The sequence below is a fragment of the Sporosarcina ureae DSM 2281 genome, assembly GCF_000425545.1.
In the GTDB taxonomy this organism is placed as follows: Bacteria; Bacillota; Bacilli; order Bacillales_A; family Planococcaceae; genus Sporosarcina; species Sporosarcina ureae.
The window spans coordinates 65,294-87,556 of sequence record NZ_AUDQ01000003.1 but is presented as its reverse complement, the minus strand read 5'-3'; the positions used below and the strand labels follow the sequence as shown (position 1 = coordinate 87,556).

Below are 22,263 nucleotides of genomic sequence, written 5' to 3'. Positions count from 1 at the left end.
CAGTAATTGTACAATGGAGATAGAAGATTGTCGAAAGGGGTAATGAATTGTGGAAGAAACAGTGAAGCTCTTAGTGGTGGATGATGAGGATCGCATTCGTCGCCTATTGAATATGTATTTATCTAGAGAAGGCTATGAAATTGAAGAAGCGATCGATGGAGCAGATGCGTTAGAAAAAGTATTTGCTGGACAATATGATTGTATATTGCTCGACGTGATGATGCCTGAAAAAGATGGTATGGAAGTATTAGCTGAACTACGTGAAAATAAAATTATGACACCTGTTATTTTATTGACAGCAAAAGGTGAAGAAGCAGACCGTGTAAGCGGATTTGAAAGTGGTGCAGACGATTACATCGTCAAGCCGTTCAGTCCGAGAGAAGTAGTCTTACGTGTAAAAGCTATGCTCAGACGTTCAGTTGCATTCCCGAATGTGTCGTCTAACACAACGTCAAAAGATTTAGTAGTGTTTCCACAGCTGACAATAGATCACGATGCACATCGTGTAACAGCTGAAGGGAAAGAAGTTAATTTAACACCGAAGGAATATGAGTTATTGTATTTCCTAGCAAAATCACCGGATAAAGTATTCGATCGTGAACAATTGCTGAAAGAAGTATGGCATTACGAATTCTTTGGAGATTTACGTACAGTGGATACACATGTCAAACGGCTGCGAGAAAAACTGAGCCGTGTTTCAGACCGCGCAGCGAAAATGATTGTGACTGTTTGGGGTGTCGGCTATAAGTTCGAGGTTCCAAACGAATGATTAGAATATGGAATTCAATTGTCGGGAAGCTATGGGCCACCATATTGCTTCTCGTTTCCTTTGTCTTGTTTATTGTGACACTGTTCCTGCTCGAATTTCTTGATAACTTCCACACGAAACAAGCGGAAGAGTCTTTGCAGAGAGAAGCTACCACCATCAGTAAAATTGTCAATGATTATAACGAACAAACGACAAGTTCCATGACTCAATCCATGAACCAAATTGTAGATGATATCCTCGATTTAGAGACCAATGCAATTGTTGTTGATCAACAGGGGAATGTGCTGTATTCATTCCATACATCTTCAAGTAAAAAGGAAATTGAAGATCAACTTCTTTCGGAAGACAGTTTGTTTAATACGCCTGAATCAGGTAAGCATAAAATGAAAGAAATGATATTGCCTTCATTGACAGAACAAGACGTCATGGAGCAATTTTTGATTCTTTCTTATCCATTTGAACAAGCAAATGGTGAACAAGCGAGTGTACTCATGTACCAAAGCTTAGATGCTGTGCACCGTACGACGAAAAGCACGACGAACATTGTCTTCCTATCCGCATTCATCGCATTTATTTTAACTACATTCTTTGCATTTTTCCTATCTACGCGCATCACATTGCCGTTGCGTAAGATGAAGCAAGCAGCGTTTGAGTTGTCTAAAGGGAATTTTGATACACATTTACCTGTGGCGCAAAACGATGAAATTGGTCAGTTAGCCACTGCTTTTAATCAGATGGGACGTCAGTTAAAATATAATATTGAATTGATTAAGCAGGAGAAAGAACAGCTTTCCAGCATTCTTACATCTATGACAGATGCAGTCGTAACGTTTAATCAAGATTATTCAATCCTCCTGAAAAATCCGCAAGCCGAGTTATTGTTGAAAAAATGGTATGGATACAATCAGAAAAATCATCATCCGTTGCCTAAAGAAGTTTTCCATATGCTAAAGCATGCCATTTCATTCGCTGAGGAAGTGGAAGATGAATTGGAATTGGGTGGACAGTTTTATGTCATTTCCATCAGCCCATTGTACAGTGAAAATAGTATCCGTGGAGCGGTGGCGGTATTCCGTGATATGACGGAACAGCATAAATTGGATAAACTACGTTCGGATTTCATTGCCAACGTCTCACACGAATTGCGGACACCGATCTCGATGTTGCAAGGATATAGTGAAGCCATCATAGATGATGTAGTGAGCAGTGAGGAAGAACGTATGGAAATGGTTCAGATCATCCATGATGAATCCAAGCGTATGAGTCGCCTCGTCACAGACTTGCTGAATCTGGCAAGAATGGAATCCGGCTACATTCAACTGAATAAAAACCCTCTTTCGATTGTGGAGTTTCTAGAACGTATGGTGACAAAGTTCTCACAAGTGGCAAAAGATGCAAAAGTGGACTTGTCTTTGGAGACGGAAGAATTGAATACACTACTCGTAACGGCAGATGAAGACCGTCTTGAGCAAGTGTTCACTAATTTGATCGATAACGCCATCCGCCATACTCCAGACGGTGGAGCGGTGACGCTAGGTGTCTATCGGTCTACCGGAATACTTGATATTACAGTAGCCGATACAGGTGTCGGGATTCCAGAAAAAGACTTGCCTTACATCTTTGAGCGTTTCTATAAGGCAGATAAAGCAAGGACAAGAGGAAAAGGTGGTACAGGACTTGGTTTGGCTATTGCAAAAAATATTATGGAAGCACATAACGGTTCAATTTTAGCAACCATTGGTGAAGAAAAAGGTACCATCTTTATTTGTTCACTTCCATTTGACGCAATTAATAATTGAAACCTTTCCTATACTGAAACGACTACTATTAGAGAACGGGGGATTGAATGGATGATTCCGTTTTTCAACGATTATATAAAGACTATAACCGTGACGTATTCAACTTCCTTACTTATTTGACTCGCAATCGGGGGGTAGCCGAAGATTTGATGCACGAGGTATATGTGCGGGTACTCAAATCATATGACCGTTTTGAAGGGAAAAGCACCGAGAAAACTTGGCTGTTTGCGATTGCGAAAAATGTCTCGATAGACTATTTCCGAAAACAATCCACAATCAACAAGCATGCAAACATTCATTTCGATTGGGAAACAGAGCAATTAGCTTCAACTGACCGCTTGCCTGAACATTTGATTGAAGCAGATGAGGAGCAGAGGCAAGTGCTTGAAGTGTTGCACACATGTACGGGTGATCAGAAAATGGTCATCCTTATGCGCTTCTTTCAGGATCTATCCGTCGCTGAAACGGCTGAAGTTCTGGGCTGGACTGAAAGCAAAGTGAAAACGACGCAGCATCGTGCAATCAAAGCATTACAAGTGAAGTTGGAAGCGTGTTCCGCGAGGGAGGGGTGATGAGATGAGCAATGACAAGTGGAATGAAGATACTATCGAGAAACGTTTGCGTAATATGCCCGTTGTGAAAGATCAGCGTTCCAAAGACGAGATTATGCAACGATTAAAAGAAGATACGAGACTTTCTGAGCCAAACGGGCCGAAGAAGAGACCATCGAAATCCAAGTGGCCACCAATTATCGCAGCTGTTGCGGCGATTGTATTGCTCACCATCATCGTGCCGACATTCATTCAGCAAAACAATGAAGTATCGATGGATAAAGCAACGACAGAGGAATCGGCTGATCCTATCGTGATGGAGGATAGTGAAGAAATGCAGTCGAATGAAGCGAGTGATGCATCCGTGTTTACAAAGCAGGTTTCAGCGCCGCTCTCATACGCCGCTTATCCTGCCGACATCCTGGATCACACAGCGTTTCATATTGGCTTGGCTACCGATCAGGCCGCCATTGTCCCCGTAACATTCCTAATACCGAATGAACGCCTCCCTGAAGGCTTAGGGACATCACCGGATGCAGTGGCGCTGTATAATGAGTATGCGAATACAATAGATGAAGAGGCGCTCGGTTTTTCAGAGTATCATCCGTATAAAGCGATGATATCTTCGAACGGTAATCAAGTTCAAATGAAGTTCACTGCGGACCATACCTATGACAGATCGAGTGCGACACTTGAAATGTTGAATCTGTCCGTACAAAATACGTTTCAAGGATACGATGAAATACAGTTTTTACAAGAAGATGCAACGCCAATTACGTTTGATCAAGTAGGTCAAGTAGATGAACCGATCAGCTTGTCAGGAGTGGCTTCGCGTCAAGCGTATTATCGATTTTTAAAATCAGATGGAGAAGCGGTACTCTCCACTAATTTTGGCAAGACTTCCGAAACGGTGGAGCAAGCTTTACATGAGATGAAAAAATCACCGAATGATATCTTTTCAACTGTGATCCCTGAAGGAATAGACTTCACGGTCAAAGAAGTTAAAGGTATTGTCAACGTGAAATTTACTAAAGTGCTTGATTTAGATAAGATGCAATCAGAAAAAGCATTGCAACTCCTAGACGGCATCTTGCTGACGGCGGCAAGTTTCGACAAACAGGTAGAATTTGATCAAATCGCACAAGAGCAATGGAATAAATTTGACTTCACTCGACCATTGGAAAAGCCGTTGGGTGCAAATCCAAAGTATCTAATTAACGAATAATTCTGTTTTGTAAACTCGTGAAGTTTACAAAACAGTTTTTTTACGCTATAATAGGTTCATAATTAAATATTGATTCATCTTCGGGGCAGGGTGTAATTCCCGACCGGCGGAAATGAAGTAGAGTTCTACTTTTAGCCCGCGAGCTTAACAGCTGATTCTGGTGAGATTCCGGAGCCGACAGTATAGTCTGGATGGGAGAAGGTGAAGGTGCAGCCATCTTTTTGTGTACGCAAAAGTGGTGCTTGTTTCCTGACGGATAAGTTTGTAAATTATCTGTTCTTAACAGTGCATTTTACTCTCCCTAAAGCATATTTTGCTTTAGGGATTTTTAGCGGAACAATAGATGAGCCAGCCTTTCCTCTTTTGAAGTGAATCGCAAAAGGAGAGAGGAACAAGTGAATAACAAGAAGTTACGTAAGCTGATTTTGGTGGCAATATTGGGGAGTATTTCAACTGTATTAATGCAGTTCAACTTTCCCATCCCGGCAATGCCTGGATTTTTAAAGATTGATTTCAGTGAGATCCCTGCTGTTATGGCAATCATGACGATGGGACCTGTTGCAGGTATAGGCGTAGAGATATTGAAGAACGTCATGCACTGGTTCTTATCAGGAAGCCCGACAGGAGTACCGGTAGGAGAAGTCGCAAACTTTGTGACAGGTGTATTATTCATAATGCCAATCTACTGGATTTTCACGAAGTATCGTTCAGCTAAAGGTCTTGCATCAGGTTTGATCGCGGGTACGGTAGCAATGGCAATAGGTATGAGCGTATTAAATTACTTAGTATTCTTGCCAATGTACACATATTTCCTAGGTATGCCAGCAGTTACAGGCGACTCGCTGTATCAGATGATCATATTGGGAATCTTACCGTTCAACTTGATCAAGGGTGTCATGCTATTAGCCATCACGTTGATGTTATATAGAAGCATGGAGAAGTGGATTCTTCAGCAACAAAAGAAGTTATCATTCTAAACAAATATGCGCCAGTCTTCCAGAATATTGAGAAGACTGGCGTTTTTTATGCTAGAAGAGAAATTGATATAGTAACGTCAGTGAATTTCCACTCCAGCTGTGGGGTGCGTACATCTTCCGTTGCAATCCTTACATAAAAGGTAGATACACTTAGTTCACTCACATATTAAATGCAAAACCCCATGCCAATACTAATGCCAACCTTATAATTAATTCAACGTATTAAAAAACAACACATCCAATAGTAGGAAGTGTTGTCGGGATTGAATCAATCTTCATATTTTAATGGATCGCCTTCGAAGGCCTCATCCGCAATTTTAATTGAATCGGTAGGGCAACCATCATATGCATCCTCGAGATCCTCCATCAGTTCTTCTGGAACTTCAGTGTTTCCCGTGTTATCATCTAAAATAACAAATGCAATCCCCTCATCGTCATAATCATAAATATCCGGCGCAGCAGCCCCGCACGCCCCGCAGGCTATACATGTATCCTGATCGACAATCGTATACTTTTTGCTAGACATTTGTCTTTCTCCCTTCTTCCATTCACTCAACCTATTTTGTATCTACTCTATTCTAAAGCTGTTTTCATCACTTTTCAACAAAAAAACGTTATTTCTTCAGGGGGGTAGCTCAAATGAGTTTCGATTCCATCTTATTAACGATCTTCCAACGTCTCCATGGTGAGCGTTCAGCGCAAGGTGTCTACCATATACTTCGTGGAAAACGATCGGGACAGACGTTACAGGACGTTGAATATTATCAAGTCAAATCATACTATGCATTGTTGCCACAATTGACAGCAGGCGAATTCCAGCAAGCGTTAGAGCGGATGCAAGCGGACGGCCTAATATATATAAATGAACTCGTCTATGTGACAGCAAAAGGTCAGATGGCGACAGGTAGCGAAATGTGGCGATTTAATGGCTGGAATTACCGCGGGCGAGAAAGGGAGTTCGCCAGACGGTTGGCGTTGCTAGTTCAGACATTGTCCAATTTACGCAGTAGTGAAACAACGTTCATGCCAATCCAGAAGGAGTTGCCTACCCAGCAATTTGTCAAAGGGTTCTTACGTAATCAATCAAGTAGCATGATCAGCCTATCTACATCATTGCGAAAAGAATTGGAACATGTGCTAACTAACTCCTCATTAACAGATTTACAACGTATGATAGTGAGCAGTCGATTGACGGGGTACCGGCTCACTGCGTCTACTTGGGAACAGATGACAGATCGTGTAAATCTACCAGTTAAGACTCTACAATTGTACTATATAGAAGCATTACATATTATGCTCGATTTCATACAACAGCGACCCAACCTGCCGTTGCTGACAGAATTAGCGGCAGGCTGTAAAGTGGACACATATTTGACGCAATCTGCAGAACGGACACGGAAACTATTCGAGCGGGGCTATTCGGTAGAGCAAATTGCTTCTTTACGAAATTTGAAATTAAGTACAATAGAAGATCATTTCATTGAAATGGCATCGAATATGGATGGCTTTCCATATAAAGATTTTATAACGGAAGAACAAATAGATGTAGTTTGGCGTCATGTTGAACAGTTGCAGACTAAACGTTTGCGTTTGTTGAAACAGCAGTGCCCAGAATTATCGTATTTCCAACTGCGATTAATCATCATGATCGGAAGGAGTGAGAGTTGATGGAACTTCAAGACGTGTTGCGTCAAAAGTTTGGTTATGAATCATTTCGACCTGGACAACAAGAAGTCATTACCGAGTTGCTAGCTGGACGAGATACCGTGGCAATTTTTCCGACGGGTACGGGTAAGTCACTTTGCTATCAATTACCTGCATACATGGTCGATGGTGCAGTGATTATCATCTCTCCTCTCGTTGCGTTGATGGAAGATCAAGTGGCTAACTTGCGAAAACATAAAGAGAAGCGGGTTGTCGCTATTAATTCATTTTTATCGAGGCAGGAAAAGGAATTGGCGCTTTCTACTTTAGCGCACTATAAATTCATTTTCCTATCGCCTGAAATGGTGATGCAACAACATGTTCGACAGCTTGTTCAACAATTGCCTATTGCTTTTTTTGTAGTAGATGAAGCCCATTGTATTTCAGAGTGGGGATTTGATTTCAGGCCCGACTATTTACGATTAAAGGAATTATTCTCAGTTTTAGAAAGAGCTCCAGTGCTGGCATTAACTGCTACTGCGAATGAGAAAGTAGTGGAAGATATTACAACTTACTTACACATGAGAAAACCTCACATCGAACGACAGTCAATCGATCGTCCGAATATATCGTATCGAGTTATGCATATGGATAATGAATGGGTAAAAACAGAGTGGATTATACAAAGACTTGCTACGACAATCGGTCCTGGTGTTATTTATGTAGCTTCACGGAAACGTGCGGATGAACTTGCGGCTATGATCCGAGAAACTGGAATTCCGACAGCCAGCTATCACGGTGGCAAGGAACAGGATGAACGATCCATCATTCAACAACAATTTGTACAAGGTGAACTTGAGTGGATTTGTGCTACCAATGCATTTGGCATGGGTATTCACAAAGATGATATTCGGCAAGTTATTCATGAGCATTTACCTGCTACGCCAAGCGCTTATATCCAGGAAGTAGGACGTGCAGGACGTGACGGGGAAAAAGCTGCGGCCACTCTTTTGTATAGTAAGCGGGATATACAGAAAGTGAAGTTCATAGTCTATGAAGATCTGCCAGATGAACAGCAAACTCTTTATTATCATTCTTTACTGCAATCAGAGACTAAGAGTCAATTGGCTGCTGAACAAGCTGGACTATCCGAAGTTGCCAGTCGTTTACTTGATTATTATTTGGAGCAATCTGATGTTGAAAATGTCATTCGACAAATTCACCAAATATATCAAGTGAAAGAGAAACAAATTGCGGAAATGGAGTGCTATGTAAAAAGTGATAGTTGTTTGCGAGAAAAATTAGTGCAGTTTTTTGGTGAAAACACCTCACCTGCAGAAGCGGATTGCTGTTCAAACTGTCAAAATCTTGATGATGATTGGCTGATTAAGTCGGAAACGTCGACTGAACAAGTAGTTGAAGCGTTACAATGGCGGGAACGACTGCATCAATTATTAGGTTGAAGCAGTCTGTCTGTATTTACTTTTTAGACAAAATTCGGCATAATAGAGATAGATGAGTTTGTGAGCGGACGTACTTTTCACGGATGAACAAAGGAATTACATCATATAATAGCAACAGACATTATGCGGTGTGAAGGAGAAATTAGACATGTTAAACGAACAGTATAAAATGGATTTTGAACAGCAGCGAAGAGAGATTAAAGAAAAAGTGCCTTTTGATAAACTTCCTTCTCGTGCTGAAGTACACGGAAAGAAGAAAGAGGAGCAATATGGTCGTGTGAAAGTCATCAATATTTTTCTGGCGATTTTTACTTTAATACCTATTGTTATACTACTCTATGTATTATCGGATCTCTATTCTCCTGACGTTCCCGATCAAGTACCTGTTGAAAAAGTCGAGTTATCGGTTGGGTTTTACCCGGCCATAATAGATTACATGCATGCCGTTTCCTACGTGCAGTAAAATGGTTAGGGATTTTATTGGATTCTTGCTATACTACTAATGAAAATTACTACTACAAAAGCAAAGTAGACGCTTTGCTTTTTTCTATGGGAGTTGACTAATGAAAAAGGTTCGAATAGCGGGATTATCAGTTTTTTTATCAGCGACAACTATGCTGACGTATATGTATGCCTTAGCCCATCGGAATCGTGTGCTTACACATATGTTACATATTAATTCCACTCCAACTAATAAATTGAACGTGTTCTTTATTTCGGATATTCACAGGCGCAGTATTCCTCAGCGGCTGATTAATGATTTACGTACGCGTTCTATTGATGCAGTGATTGTCGGTGGAGACGTAGCAGAAGGTGGCGTGCCAATTGAGCGAATTAAACGCAACATGCGCTTACTCGCTTCGATAGGACCGATTTTTTATATTTTCGGCAATAATGACCAAGAAGTAGGTACAGAAAATATACTACGTGTGATGGAACAAGTTGGTGGCAAAGTGCTGGTTAACAGTACTGCATCGATACCGAACCATCCATGTTTCGGTATATGTGGGCTGCAAGATCCAAATAACGGAAAAGTAGAGATTGATCAGGCCGTGGATTCTGCAAAAGGATATGATCATCTAATCCTTGCTGTACATAATCCTTCGTATTTTCGAAAGTTTGAAGAAAAGTTGCAACCGGAATTATCTCTTGCCGGCCATACACATGGAGGCCAGATTAGACTGGGGCCTTGGGGTATGCAAGACCTTGGTCGTTTCGAGACGACGGGAAACAGAGCGAAATTAATTAGTAATGGCTACGGAACGACGATGGTGCCGTTGCGTTTCGGTGCGAAACCCGAATGTCATGTAGTAGAAGTTCATTACTAGAACGCAAAAAATTAGGAGAGAAGATATCATGAATTCTGTAGATGCAGTAATTGTCGGTGGCGGTCCATGTGGCTTGTCGGCGGCAATTGAATTACAAAATATAGGTTTGTCGGTAGTGGTGATCGAAAAAGGAAATATCGTGAATTCCATTTATAATTATCCGACTCACCAAACATTTTTTAGTTCCAGTATGAAATTATCGATAGGCAAGACGCCGTTCATTACAGCAATCGATAAACCAAAGCGTAATGATGCACTAGTCTATTATAGAACCGTTGCGCAAATCGAAAACTTGCAGATCAACAGTCATGAGCGAGTAGAAGATATCGATCAACAGCATGGTCGATTTGTCGTGACAACGAATAAAGCCGTTTATGATGCGAAATATGTCGTAGTGGCAACAGGTTATTATGATCAACCGAATCGTTTACATGTCGAAGGAGAGAATTTGCCTACTGTCTACCATTACTTCAAAGAAGCACATCCGTACTTCAATAAAAAAGTGACAGTCATTGGTGGGAAAAACTCCGCTGTCGACGCAGCGCTGGAATTACAACGTGCAGGTGCGCATGTAACAGTCCTTTATCGAAATGAAACGTATTCGAAAAGTGTGAAACCTTGGATATTGCCTGGCTTTGATAGTTTAGTGCGTAACGGTCAAATCGATATGCATTTTAACGCGTGTGTAACGAAGATTACTGAAAAAGCGGTTACCGTCAATCAGCAAGGAACGACATTTAATCTTGAAAGCGATTATGTCTTTGCAATGATCGGCTATCACCCGGATCATGCATTTTTACGTAAAATAGGTATTGATGTTGATGAACAATCTGGACGGCCTGTTTTCAATGAAGATACGATGGAAACGAACGTTACTAATTTATTCATCGCAGGTGTCATTGCAGCAGGTAATAATGCTAATGAAATTTTCATCGAAAATGGTCGTTTCCATGGTGGAATGATTGCGCAATGTATTGCACAAAATAAGTGAATGGATGAGTCGCTTGCCTTTTAGGTCAGGCGGTTTTCATCGTATAGGATGTGATATACTAGCGACATGAGGAGGCGCCTATGTTTATTTTACTGACAGTCGCAATAGCGCCGGCGCTGGCACTTTTCAGTTATTTGTATTTACGTAAACAAATTGCCAAGGAGCCATCCAAGACGCTATTCCATGCATTCATTTACGGTGCAATCATGACATTTCCCATTTTGTTTATCCAGCATGTATTTGAAGAAGAGCACGTATTTACTAATGATTTTTTTCACAATGTGTTATTTACGAGCAGTTTAGAAGAATTTTTTAAATGGATTATTATCTTTATTCTTGTTTATAAAACAACCGAATTTGAAGATGCCTATGATGGAATTTTATATGGAGCAAGTGTGTCGCTCGGCTTCGCTACAGTAGAGAACATTTTATATTTACTGTCTTTCGGTTTGGATACAGCTTTTATTCGTGCATTATTACCAGTTTCAAGTCACGCGTTATTTGGTGTCGTCATGGGATATTACTTTGGTAAAGCTAAGTTTTCTGCAGTGTCAGAAAAAGCGAAATGGATTACCGTTGCATTTTTGGCGCCATTCTTGCTTCATGTACTCTACAATTCGATTTTATTTACCTATGATTATTGGCTGTATTTAATAATCCCTTTCATGTTGTTCCTTTGGTGGTTCGGGCTGACGCGAGTGAAGTACGCGCACACTTTTGCGATGCAACAATTTAGAAAAAGAAATCAATCAAACTTTTAGAAATCCGTCTGAGGAAATCAGACGGATTTTTTGCCTTATAAAATACTGAATATTGGACAAACTACAAGGAAGCATAATTTATTGGAGGTGGATGTCGATGAAGCGAATTACAAAACGCTTCCTATTTTTATTACTGGCAGGCATCATGATGTTTTCTTTCTTTGCGAGTCATAGTGAAGCATTCAGTGGACGTGATTTGGCCAAAGGTGCAAAAGGAGACGATGTCATTGAGTTGCAAGCAAGGCTTCAATATATCGGTTTCTATCATGGAGAAATTGATGGTAATTTCGGATATGGAACTTACTGGGCATTACGCAATTTCCAAGAGCAATACGGATTACCGCTTGACGGAATTGCAGGTAAAGGAACCCAGAAGAAGTTAAAAGGAATTTCTGATTACGATGAAAAGTATGTAAAGGGTCAGATAGCTAAAGGACACCAATTTACTTATTATGGTGGTCAGTCGCTGGAATCGCAAGTGAAAAAGGGAAGTGCGCCACATAAGCAGTCGCAAACCCAAATGCAAGCACCACCTAAATATACCGATCAAGATATTAATTTATTGGCCAATGCAGTATATGGTGAATCTCGTGGAGAGCCATATGAAGGACAAGTGGCGGTAGCAGCGGTTATTTTAAATCGGGTCGAACATGCAGATTTTCCTGATTCAATTGGTGGCGTCATTTTTCAACCAGGAGCGTTTACTGCGGTTGCGGATGGACAGATTTGGCTAACTCCGAATGAGCGCGCGAAAGAAGCGGTCATCGATGCGATCAACGGCTGGGATCCTTCAGAAAACGCAATTTACTATTTCAATCCAATAACGGCTACTAGTAAATGGATTTGGTCGAGACCGCAAATAAAGAAAATCGGTCTACACATATTTTGTGACTAAAGAAAGGAGGACCTAGCTTATTATGAAGCAAATGATTTTCATACTGACCTATGCATTTATTGTATTGGGGATATATACGTTTGGAACGGTGCGTGAAAATGAAGATTTATCGATTGCATTGAATGGCCAATACTCTAAAAGTATGACAGATGCCTCACAAAAACTTGGCGAGTTGGAAGAAGCAGTAAACAAGTCGTTACTTTTTGAAGATCAGAAAAGTTCTGCAAAAGAACGGGAAGATATTTGGCGTTTATCTTCAGACATCAAATCATCTATTTCCTCACTTCCTGTAGATGAAAGTTTCTCTACTTCTTGGATGAATTATTTAGGACGGTTAGGGAATTTTGCAAAGGAATCTACAGAACAAGGTGACCCAGATAAATATTATGGTGTGATGAAGCGTGCTTCAGAGAATTTGAATGAACTGACAAGTGAATGGCAGTTGGCGACAAAAGATATGTTTTCAAGAAGAATGTCCATGAGCAACTGGGAGAAAAAATTGCGTGACTCACCCGATGGTCAGGCAAATTGGTCCAAAATGGGCGAGTCCGTTATGGAATATACAGAAGCAGTATTTCCTTTAACAGCAAGTGAGTCCGATGCAGAAAAGAAAAAAGAGTTGCGTAATATTAAAGAAAAGAAAATTACCGAGGACGAGGCGATTCAAAAATTTAAAAAGCTTCTGCCGAGTGTGTCAAATGATATCATTGCAGCGGAAAAAAGTAGAAAAGGTGCGCCATATCCGTTTTACCATATTCGTTTTGCGGAAAACTCTTCAATCGGCTATTTAGATTTAACTGAAAAAGGTGGACATGTTCTGTCGTATCTCGTGGAGCGTCGCATGGGTAAGCCAACAGTATCATATGAAGAGTTAGAGAAAATGGCTGATGAGTTTTTACAGAAGGCGGAGTATAAGGATCTAGTTTTAGAAGAGGCTAGAGAAAATGATAACGCATGGCACTTTGTTTACGTTAGGGTGTCTCCTGAAAATGATGCCAAAGTATTCTCAGACCCGATTCATATCAAATTAGCGAAAGACAACGGTGAAGTGATCGGTCTGAATGCGTCTGAATACATTCGTAAAGAACAGCCGAAACCACAGCCTATTCGTACAGCGGAGTGGCACACGTTCTTTAGACCGGATGTTACAGTAATGGCTCAGGAGCTTGCATACGTAGAAAATAGTCAAAAGGAGCAACGCCTGGCGCATTATTTAACAATCGTTTCTGGAGAAGAAAATTTGGAGACGTACAAGATTCTCGTTGACACGGAGACGTTAGAAGTCATTACAACAGAAAAACAATAAAAAAGGATTGGAAAAAATTACTCCACATGACATAATGAAAGTATAGGACGAATGGCAGGTGGAGAAATGAGACTAAGTATCGGGACGGTATTAACATTAGAAAAAGATTATACCGAGGAATCGGAGAAATTTAAATGTCGAGTAGTGGATATTGAAGGTGAAGAGCACTTCATGATGGATTATCCTATTAACATGATGACGGGCAAAACAGCATTCTTCATAGATGGTACACAGCTTCTCGTTACATTTGTAGATCAGTATAAGATGTCGTACGCATTTCGTACCGAGGTGCATAGTCGAGTCAACCAAACGATACCGATGCTTAAACTGAAATATCCTGGTGATCAAAACTTGATGAAGATCCAAAGAAGAGAATTTGTTCGTGTCGATACGTCATTGGACGTGGCGTTACAGGCAGACTCCACATCGTTGCAATTGGTATCGTTGGATCTCAGCGCTGGCGGATTAGCAGTCAATATGAAAGATCATGATTATTTCACGCAAAATACAGAGGTGAAATTACTGATCGTATTGTATTTCTCGAAGTCAGAAATCAAATATGTTTCATGCAAAGCGAGAGTAGTCAGAAACTGGGAAAGCGAGAAGCGCAGACTGAGCTCTTTCACGTTTAATGAAATAGACGACAAAGATCGACAACACATTATCCGCTATTGCTTTGAACGACAGTTAGAATTACGAAATAGCTAAAGGGAAAGTCTGTCGAGAGCAGACTTTTCCTTTTTGCTTATGGTACAATAAAGGCGTAAATGGAGGGGTTTTCATCATGACAGCTGGAATGAGAATCGCAATTGACGGACCGGCAGCGGCAGGTAAAAGTACAATTGCTAAATTGGTAGCTAAAAAATTAGGATATACGTATATCGATACAGGAGCCATGTATCGTGCCATTACTTACAAAGTACTTCAAAGCGCCATAGATCTGCGCAATGAGGAAGAAATCACACGATTGATTGCGCAAACAGAAATTGAATTGCAACCGGATGAACAAGTGCAAAAAGTTTTGTTAGACGGTATAGAGGTAACCGATGCGATACGTTCGCACGAAGTGACTACAAATGTCTCAGCGATAGCGGCTTTAACATCTGTCCGTGACCTCTTGGTCGCTAAACAGCAAAATCTAGCAGCAGAATCATCCGTTGTAATGGATGGCAGGGATATAGGTACTGCCGTCTTACCTGAAGCGGAATTAAAAATTTTCATGACAGCTTCTGTAGAAGAGCGTGCAGAGCGTCGTTTACTAGAAGAACAAAAGCGTGGAATGAAGTCGGATTATGAAACATTGAAAAGGGAAATTAGCGAGAGAGACCGAGCGGACAGCGAACGTAAAATTTCTCCATTAAAAAAAGCAGAAGATGCGATTACAATTGACACAACAGGGAAGACAATAGAAGAAGTGACGAATAGTATTGTCGAATATGCCGAAAAGAGGTTAGCTCAATGAATTTATATCCACTTGGCAAATTTTTGATTGGTACTGTTTGCTATCCACTTTATCGAATTAAGGTAATCGGCAAAGAAAACTTCCCGAAACAAGGCGGCGTGCTCTTATGTACGAATCATATAGATAATTTAGATCCGCCTATAGTCGGTATTACATGTCCGAGAACGGTTCATTTTATGGCCAAAGAAGAGCTATTTGATAAGCCAGTTCTGAAAACGTTGTTGCCAAAAGTACAGGCATATCCTGTAAAACGTGGCATGAGTGACCGAGAAGCATTCCGTAAAACCATTAAACTATTACGGGAAGACAAAGTGGTAGGCCTTTTCCCTGAAGGAACGAGAAGCAAAACGGGAGAGATTGGAAAAGGTTTGGCAGGCGCAGGATTCTTTGCGTTAAAAGGTGGAGAGGCGAAAGTCGTTCCTTGTGCAATCATTGGACCGTATAAAGCCTTTTCGCAACTAAAAGTCGTGTATGGAGAAGCTATGGATATGACGGCTTATCGTGAAAGAAAAGCATCTGCTGAAGAGGTAACAGAGGCGATTATGGCAGAGATATCTAAGTTGATAGAACAGTACAAATAAAAGAATAAGTGTAATTTTTTGTTTTTAAGTCTCAATTCGCATAATATAGAGATAGGATTCATTATGGAGGAGGGCTACATATGACTGAAGAGATGAATATGGATGAAGTTAAAGAATACGGTGAAGGTGCACACGTAACGGGTGTAGTGACAAAAGTTGAAGAGAAATCGGTGACGGTTGAAATCGCTGGTGCTCCTTTTGACGGCGTGATTCCGATCAGTGAACTTTCTAGCTTGCATATTGAAAAAGCAGCAGATGCAGTCTCAGTCGGTGACGAATTAGAGTTGGCGATTACTAAAGTGGAAGACGAGGCGTACGTCTTGTCCAAGCGCCAAGTAGATGCGGAAAATGCATGGGATTCATTAGAAGAGAAATTTGAAAGCGGTGAAATCATCGAAACAGAAGTAAAGGACGTAGTGAAAGGCGGACTGGTTGTCGACCTTGGCGTTCGCGGATTTATTCCCGCTTCTTTAGTAGAAGATCACTTCGTTGAATCATTTGATGATTATAAAGGACGTACGATGACATTTAAAATCGTGGAAATGGAAAAAGAAAAGAATCGATTGATCTTGTCTCACCGTGCGGTGGTCCAAGCGCAGAACGAGCAGAAAAAAGAAGCTGCACTTTCTGAGATTCAAGAAGGTGACATTTTAGATGGTACAGTCCAACGTATCGCTTCTTTCGGCGCATTCGTTGATATCGGTGGGGTAGATGGTTTGGTACACATTTCTCAAATTTCACACGGACATATTGAAAGCGTGTCGGACGTGTTGAAAGAAGGAGACGAAATCCAAGTCAAAGTATTGTCTGTTGACCGTGATGCAGAACGTGTATCTCTATCCATTAAAGATACATTGCCTGGACCATGGGAAAACATCGAAGAAAAGGCAGAAGTCGGCTCTGTACTGGATGGTACGGTAAAACGACTTGTAGCATATGGTGCATTCGTTGAGATCTTGCCTGGCGTGGAAGGACTCGTACACATTTCACGTATTGCACATGAGCATATCGGTACACCACAAGAAGTCTTGGAAGAAGGACAGTCTATACAAGTAAAAGTATTGGACGTAAATCCACAAGAAAAACGTATCTCATTGAGTATTAAAGATCTTATCGAAAAGCCTCAAGAAGCACGTGAAGAAAACTTTAGTTATGAAATGCCTGAAGAAACAACCGGCTTCTCTTTAGCGGATGTCATCGGCGATCAACTAAAGAAATTCCAAAAATAATCTTCAGAATGTGATAAACTAGCCACAAATGATAAATTAGCGTAACGGGAATGATGATGCTTTCATATGCATCATCATTCTTTTTGTGTATAATATTTAAAGATAGGTCGGAAGGGTGTAATGAAAGAAAATGAAAAAACCAACAGTAGCAATAGTAGGAAGACCCAACGTCGGTAAGTCGACAATCTTTAACCGGATCGTAGGCGAACGTATTTCTATCGTAGAAGACGTTGCCGGTGTAACGCGAGATCGTATATACAGCGCAGCAGATTGGTTGAATTATGAATTTAACTTAATTGATACAGGCGGTATTGAACTGAGTAATGAGCCATTACTTGACCAAATCCGTATGCAGGCTGAAATCGCCATTGAAGAAGCTGACGTCATCATATTTTTGACGAATGGTAGAGATGGTGTGACAGATTCAGATGAACAGGTTGCACGTATGCTGTATAAAACGAATAAGCCTGTCGTATTGGCAGTGAATAAAGTAGATAATCCAGAAATGAGAGATATGATTTACGATTTCTACTCACTTGGATTTGGCGAGCCATATCCACTATCTGGATCACACGGGCTAGGTCTTGGTGATTTATTGGACGCAGTCGCAGAGAGCTTTAAAGATATGAACTTAGAGGAAGAGGAAGATGATTCCATCAAGTTCTGTTTAATTGGACGTCCGAATGTTGGAAAATCGTCACTTGTTAACGCGTTACTTGGTGAAGATCGAGTGATCGTTAGCGATATCGCTGGAACGACAACAGATGCGATTGACTCTACAAAAGTAGTAGAAGGGCAAGAATTTAAAATTATCGATACTGCCGGAATGCGTAAAAAAGGGAAAGTATACGAAAACACAGAGAAGTATAGTGTATTACGTGCCTTAAAAGCGATTGATCGCTCTGACGTTGTCTTGATTGTCATGAACGCAGAAGAAGGTATTCGTGAGCAGGACAAGCGTGTAGCTGGCTTTGCGGAAGAAGCAGGAAAAGGTGTCATGTTTGTCGTCAACAAGTGGGATACGCTTGAAAAAGATGATAAGACGATGAATAACTTCATCGATGATATTCGTGATCAGTTTAGATTCCTTGATTATGCGCCTATTTTCTTTGTTTCAGCTAAAACGAAGCAACGTGTGCATACATTATTCTCCAATATCCAATTGATCAGCGAAAATCATGCAATGCGCATTCAGTCAAGTGTCTTGAACGAGGTAGTAGAAGATGCAGTAGCTAGAAATCCTGCACCTTCAGACAAAGGACGTCGTTTGCGGATTTACTATGCAACACAAGTTGCTGTGAAGCCACCGACATTCGTGGTCTTTGTCAACGAACCAGAACTTATGCACTTTTCTTATGAACGCTTTTTACAAAACAGATTACGTGAAGCTTTTGGATTTGAAGGTACACCAATCCGCTTAATCACGAGAGCAAGAAGCTAACTACGCAAACAGAAAGGGTGGAGGTAATGGAAAAAGTCTCTATATTTGGGGCAGGCAGTTGGGGAACCGCACTCGCTGTTGTGCTGGCTGAAAATGGACATGACAGCTTAATTTGGACAAGACGTGCAGAACAAGCGGATGAAATCCATAATCAGCATACAAACAACCGGTATTTGCCAAATGTGAAACTGCCCGAAAACCTTAACTCTACTAGTGAATTAAACGTGGCGGTCCAGCATGCGAAAACGATTATACTGGCTGTACCGACCGTTGCGATGCGCGAGACGTGTCGCCATATACAGGAATTACTAACTGAACCGGCTATATTTGTCCATGTCTCCAAGGGAATTGATCCGGATTCATTGGAACGGATTTCTGAAATTATTGCTGAGGAAATTGATGAAACACTACGTGAAGCTATTGTAGTGCTGTCTGGACCGAGCCACGCGGAGGAAGTCGTACTTCGACATCCAACCACGGTGGCGGTGGCTTCAAGCAACATGGAAGCAGCAGAACAGATACAAGATTTATTCATGAGCAATTATTTCCGTGTCTATACGAATAAAGATGTAATCGGCGTGGAGCTTGGCGGGGCATTGAAAAATGTCATTGCTTTGGCTGCTGGAATTTCCGATGGTCTTGGTTACGGTGATAATGCAAAGGCTGCTCTTATTACAAGAGGTCTAGCAGAAATCACGCGTCTAGGTGTCAAAATGGGTGCGGATCAACAAACATTTTCCGGATTAACGGGACTTGGTGACTTGGTCGTTACATGTACAAGTGTCCACTCAAGAAACTGGCGCGCAGGAAACTTACTTGGAAAAGGTCAGTCTCTAGAAAGAGTGACCGAAGAAATGGGTATGGTCATAGAAGGTGTGCGTACTACAAAGGCTTCGTTTCAGTTGGCACAGCAGTTTGATGTCAACATGCCATTGACAGAAGCTTTATATTCCATACTATTTGGTGGGGTTCCACCTAAACAAGCTGTGGATCAATTAATGACCCGTGGTAAGAAACAAGAAATCGATACATTTTTCGGTATTTAAACAGTAGGAGGGTGACAATTTTGTCCTCGTTAGATAAAATGTGGCTATCTTTTTACGCAATGGGATTCATGGTCATTTCAATGGGCTTGATTTATTTGAGCCGATATAAAATGAAAAACCGTGTAGTAAAAATTCTATTTGCAATTATTGCCTATACATTATTAATTTCGTCGTTCTTCGCAATGGTCTATTTAGTATTCAACGGACCGACAGGAGGCGCGTAAACTTATGAATAAACGATTACTTATACTTTCAGTCATGATCTGTGGACTCTTACTGTCTGCTTGTGGCGGTCGACCGCCTGAAGAAAAGCAAGCAAGTGAAACACCGTATCCTGAACTGCAAGAAACAATTCAAAAAGCTGTAGAGCGCTACCAAGAACAATCAGGCGGCCTATTACCAATTAAAACACGCGATCAAGAAACCGATCAATTTATCAAATATCCAATCGAGTTCTCAAAAATCGTTCCGGACTTTACTGAAAAGATTCCGTCTAACGCATTCGAAAACGGTGGCATCTTCCAGTACGTTCTTATGGATGTAGAAGAACATCCTACAGTTAAGTTAGTCGACTTGCGTACCACTGAAAAATTGCGTGACTTAAACTTGCGCAAATTTATCAATGGAGAACTTCCATTCCTAGATCCGGTTGGCGACAACGTCTATGCAGTAGACTTCAAGAAAATGGGCTTCAAAGAACCACTAACCGTCCAAAGCCCATACTCTGACGCCCACCTGCCTATCGTAGTAGGCGGCGACGGAAACTTCTACGTAGACTACTCCATCGACCTCAACAAGATCTTGATGGAACAAAAGCCAGAAGTAGAACCAGGCACAGACATCCGTTACCTACTATACGAAGACTCCCTAGTCCTCCCGGCATACTCCTTGCCATACACTGTAGACGAAAACAACGAACCTGTGTTTATGAAGAAATAACGTTCTCGAATTTGTGTATGAACTGTTGTATTATTTACTTGAACGTTACATATTTCAACGTATGATACAAACTTTCACCACAATATAACTAGGATTGTAGTGGAATGCGACACCGGCAGGAAAGTGTCCGCCTGGAACGGAAATCCCGAACCGCTATCCAAGTTTAGTAACATATCTGAAGAAAGTTTCATATCATTACCCAAAAACGTTTCATGCATTCATGCATGAAACGTTTTTCTATTTCATAAGCTACAATGCGGAGAAAAAGGAGGGCTAATGATGAAAGAAGAACTATACGAAAACTTAGCTAGAAGAACAGACGGCGATATTTATATAGGCGTGGTAGGCCCTGTTCGAGTAGGGAAATCCACATTTGTCAAACGAGTCATGGAGGAAGTTGTAATCCCCAACATGACGGATGCCAACGATCGGATACGCGCACAAGACGAACTTCCCCAAAGTTCACCAGGTCCCGTAATTATGACTGCAGAACCTAAATTCGTACCTGCCCAAGGCACAAGCGTATCAATCGGGGATGGAGAACTGGAATTCCAAATTCGCCTAGCGGACTGTGTAGGCTACGTCATAGACGGCGTTAAAGGATATGAGGATGAGGATGGACCGAAGTACGTCCATACACCATGGCACAATGAGCCGATCCCGTTCCAGGAAGCGGCGCGCATCGGAACGGACAAAGTTATTCGTGATCACTCCACAATTGGAATTTTGCTGACGACGGACGGCACGGTAAACAATATTTCACGCGCAGCCGCTGAAGCCGCTGAGAAAGAAATCGTTTCGAAACTGCAAGAAATCGGCAAACCGTTCGTCATTGTATTAAATTCTAAAATGCCTGCCCATGAAAAAGCATTGGAATTGAAACAGCAATTACATGAAAAGTATGGTGTTCCCGTAATTGCTATTAGTGCGGACCAGCTCAATGCAGCGGAGATTCAGCTCATACTTAAAGAGGCGCTCTATGAATTCCCTATCACGGATATTGAGCTGCAACGTCCTGATTGGATGGAGGAACTAGGGGATAGCCACAAGCTGAATGCACGGATCGATCAGCTAATTACAGACGGATTCCTCGGTGTCTCTAAGATTCGTAAAGTTCAAGAGATTGCAGAGTTATTGCAAGAAGAAGAGTTTGTTAGACAAGCGGAAGTAGTAGAAGTTGATGCAGGTAAAGGGCGTGCGATCGTCAAAATTGATATGGATGAGCAAGCTTTTGTTAATGTGTGTGAAGAGTTCATGGGGACGGAAATGCGCTCGAAAAAAGATTGGCTTGTCTTCATTCAAGAAGCAGTTAAGGCGAAAAAATCGTATGATATGTACGCAGAAGCAATCGATACAGCGAAAAAATCAGGGTATGGCGTAGCGTTGCCATCGATTGAAGATTTCCAGCCAACTGCTCCTGAATTAATTAAACAAGACACGTTTTATGGTGTGAAAATGAAAGCGAAAGCACCTTCACTTCATATTATTCGAATCGATATGGAAGCGGAATTTGCTCCATTGATCGGCTCTGAATTCCATAGTCATCACTTGTTAAAAGAATTGAAAAATGCCTATTTACATGATCGGGAAGCATTATGGGAAACACAATTATTTGGCACACCACTTCATGAAGTCATGAAAGAAAGTATCCGATATAAGACCGCGGCAGTTCCAGATCGAGCAAGAAAACGCTTGCGTGAAACGATTGAACAGATGGTGAATGATGGAAATAAAGGTATGATTACCTTTATTGTGTAAGGTGAAATAGCTGGAGAATAACGAAAAAATGTAGATTGGAATGATGAAAGATCCGTCAAAAACGGGTCTTTTTTCTATGCTTTTCAATCAAAATCGCT

General features: G+C 41.2%; 23 protein-coding genes and 1 riboswitch. Of the genes, 22 read left to right on the top strand and 1 reads right to left on the bottom strand.

Features of this window, described 5'->3' with window-relative positions; all coding sequences use genetic code 11:
• Positions 1–49: 49 nt before the first annotated feature.
• From H605_RS0104270 to H605_RS0104250, 5 genes are all read left to right on the top strand, one after another.
• Entirely contained in the window at positions 50–769 is a 720-nt protein-coding gene (locus H605_RS0104270) for a response regulator transcription factor (protein WP_029053070.1), read from the top strand.
• A complete protein-coding gene (locus tag H605_RS0104265) occupies positions 766–2,568 on the top strand; it encodes an ATP-binding protein (RefSeq protein ID WP_029053069.1) in 1,803 nt (600 codons plus the stop codon). The genes H605_RS0104270 and H605_RS0104265 overlap by 4 nt, the downstream gene beginning before the upstream one ends.
• A 47-nt stretch (positions 2,569–2,615) precedes the next feature.
• On the top strand, positions 2,616–3,140 hold the full coding sequence (locus tag H605_RS0104260) for an RNA polymerase sigma factor SigX (protein WP_029053068.1): 525 nt from the start codon (positions 2,616–2,618) through the stop codon (positions 3,138–3,140).
• 4 nt (positions 3,141–3,144) lie between these two features.
• Positions 3,145–4,344: a GerMN domain-containing protein gene (locus H605_RS0104255; protein WP_029053067.1), complete on the top strand. Its 1,200-nt coding sequence runs from the start codon at positions 3,145–3,147 to the stop codon at positions 4,342–4,344.
• 72 nt (positions 4,345–4,416) lie between these two features.
• A riboswitch (FMN riboswitch) is annotated at positions 4,417–4,551 on the top strand.
• Between the two features lie 188 nt (positions 4,552–4,739).
• A complete protein-coding gene (locus H605_RS0104250) occupies positions 4,740–5,321 on the top strand; it encodes an ECF transporter S component (protein ID WP_029053066.1) in 582 nt (193 codons plus the stop codon).
• Between the two features lie 268 nt (positions 5,322–5,589).
• Here the strand turns inward: H605_RS0104250 and H605_RS0104245 are convergent, their stop codons facing one another.
• Positions 5,590–5,847: a ferredoxin gene (locus tag H605_RS0104245; protein WP_029053065.1), complete on the bottom strand. Its 258-nt coding sequence runs from the start codon at positions 5,845–5,847 to the stop codon at positions 5,590–5,592.
• A 113-nt stretch (positions 5,848–5,960) separates the two neighbouring features.
• Here H605_RS0104245 and H605_RS0104240 point away from each other — a divergent pair, with 113 nt between their 5' ends.
• The 17 genes from H605_RS0104240 (at position 5,961) to spoIVA (ending at position 22,165) form a co-directional block, all read left to right on the top strand.
• Positions 5,961–6,989, top strand: a complete 1,029-nt coding sequence (locus H605_RS0104240; protein ID WP_029053064.1) for a YpbB family protein — start codon at positions 5,961–5,963, stop codon at positions 6,987–6,989.
• Entirely contained in the window at positions 6,989–8,428 is a 1,440-nt protein-coding gene (locus H605_RS0104235; protein ID WP_029053063.1) for a RecQ family ATP-dependent DNA helicase, read from the top strand. Before H605_RS0104240 ends, H605_RS0104235 begins: the two co-directional genes overlap by 1 nt.
• Before the next feature lie 148 nt (positions 8,429–8,576).
• Positions 8,577–8,891 (top strand): hypothetical protein, encoded by a 315-nt coding sequence (locus tag H605_RS0104230; protein WP_029053062.1) that lies wholly within the window; start codon positions 8,577–8,579, stop codon positions 8,889–8,891.
• Positions 8,892–8,991: 100 nt separating this feature from the next.
• Positions 8,992–9,756, top strand: coding sequence for a metallophosphoesterase (locus tag H605_RS0104225; protein WP_029053061.1), 765 nt, complete (start codon positions 8,992–8,994; stop codon positions 9,754–9,756).
• A 28-nt stretch (positions 9,757–9,784) separates the two neighbouring features.
• The gene (locus H605_RS0104220) at positions 9,785–10,747 is read left to right on the top strand and encodes a YpdA family putative bacillithiol disulfide reductase (protein ID WP_029053060.1); all 963 of its coding nucleotides are present in this window, start codon (positions 9,785–9,787) and stop codon (positions 10,745–10,747) included.
• Between the two features lie 80 nt (positions 10,748–10,827).
• Complete coding sequence (gene prsW, locus H605_RS0104215) at positions 10,828–11,508, top strand: glutamic-type intramembrane protease PrsW (RefSeq protein ID WP_029053059.1); 681 nt, start codon at positions 10,828–10,830, stop codon at positions 11,506–11,508.
• 97 nt (positions 11,509–11,605) lie between these two features.
• Entirely contained in the window at positions 11,606–12,403 is a 798-nt protein-coding gene (gene sleB / locus H605_RS0104210; RefSeq protein ID WP_029053058.1) for a spore cortex-lytic enzyme, read from the top strand.
• 22 nt (positions 12,404–12,425) lie between these two features.
• Positions 12,426–13,709, top strand: coding sequence for a PepSY1/2 domain-containing protein (locus H605_RS0104205; protein ID WP_029053057.1), 1,284 nt, complete (start codon positions 12,426–12,428; stop codon positions 13,707–13,709).
• 66 nt (positions 13,710–13,775) lie between these two features.
• Positions 13,776–14,417, top strand: coding sequence for a flagellar brake protein (locus H605_RS0104200; RefSeq protein ID WP_029053056.1), 642 nt, complete (start codon positions 13,776–13,778; stop codon positions 14,415–14,417).
• A 76-nt stretch (positions 14,418–14,493) separates the two neighbouring features.
• Positions 14,494–15,171, top strand: coding sequence for a (d)CMP kinase (gene cmk / locus H605_RS0104195; RefSeq protein WP_029053055.1), 678 nt, complete (start codon positions 14,494–14,496; stop codon positions 15,169–15,171).
• On the top strand, positions 15,168–15,752 hold the full coding sequence (locus H605_RS0104190) for a lysophospholipid acyltransferase family protein (protein WP_029053054.1): 585 nt from the start codon (positions 15,168–15,170) through the stop codon (positions 15,750–15,752). The genes cmk and H605_RS0104190 overlap by 4 nt, the downstream gene beginning before the upstream one ends.
• 80 nt (positions 15,753–15,832) lie before the next feature.
• Positions 15,833–16,981: a 30S ribosomal protein S1 gene (rpsA, locus tag H605_RS0104185; RefSeq protein ID WP_029053053.1), complete on the top strand. Its 1,149-nt coding sequence runs from the start codon at positions 15,833–15,835 to the stop codon at positions 16,979–16,981.
• 130 nt (positions 16,982–17,111) lie between these two features.
• On the top strand, positions 17,112–18,422 hold the full coding sequence (gene der / locus H605_RS0104180) for a ribosome biogenesis GTPase Der (RefSeq protein WP_029053052.1): 1,311 nt from the start codon (positions 17,112–17,114) through the stop codon (positions 18,420–18,422).
• A gap of 26 nt (positions 18,423–18,448) precedes the next feature.
• Positions 18,449–19,468, top strand: coding sequence for an NAD(P)H-dependent glycerol-3-phosphate dehydrogenase (locus tag H605_RS0104175; protein ID WP_029053051.1), 1,020 nt, complete (start codon positions 18,449–18,451; stop codon positions 19,466–19,468).
• A 20-nt stretch (positions 19,469–19,488) separates the two neighbouring features.
• The gene (locus tag H605_RS0104170) at positions 19,489–19,692 is read left to right on the top strand and encodes a DUF2768 domain-containing protein (protein WP_029053050.1); all 204 of its coding nucleotides are present in this window, start codon (positions 19,489–19,491) and stop codon (positions 19,690–19,692) included.
• 4 nt (positions 19,693–19,696) lie between these two features.
• Positions 19,697–20,407: an LptM family lipoprotein gene (locus H605_RS0104165; protein WP_029053049.1), complete on the top strand. Its 711-nt coding sequence runs from the start codon at positions 19,697–19,699 to the stop codon at positions 20,405–20,407.
• A 279-nt stretch (positions 20,408–20,686) separates the two neighbouring features.
• Complete coding sequence (gene spoIVA, locus H605_RS0104160) at positions 20,687–22,165, top strand: stage IV sporulation protein A (protein WP_051210463.1); 1,479 nt, start codon at positions 20,687–20,689, stop codon at positions 22,163–22,165.
• Positions 22,166–22,263 lie beyond the last annotated feature (98 nt).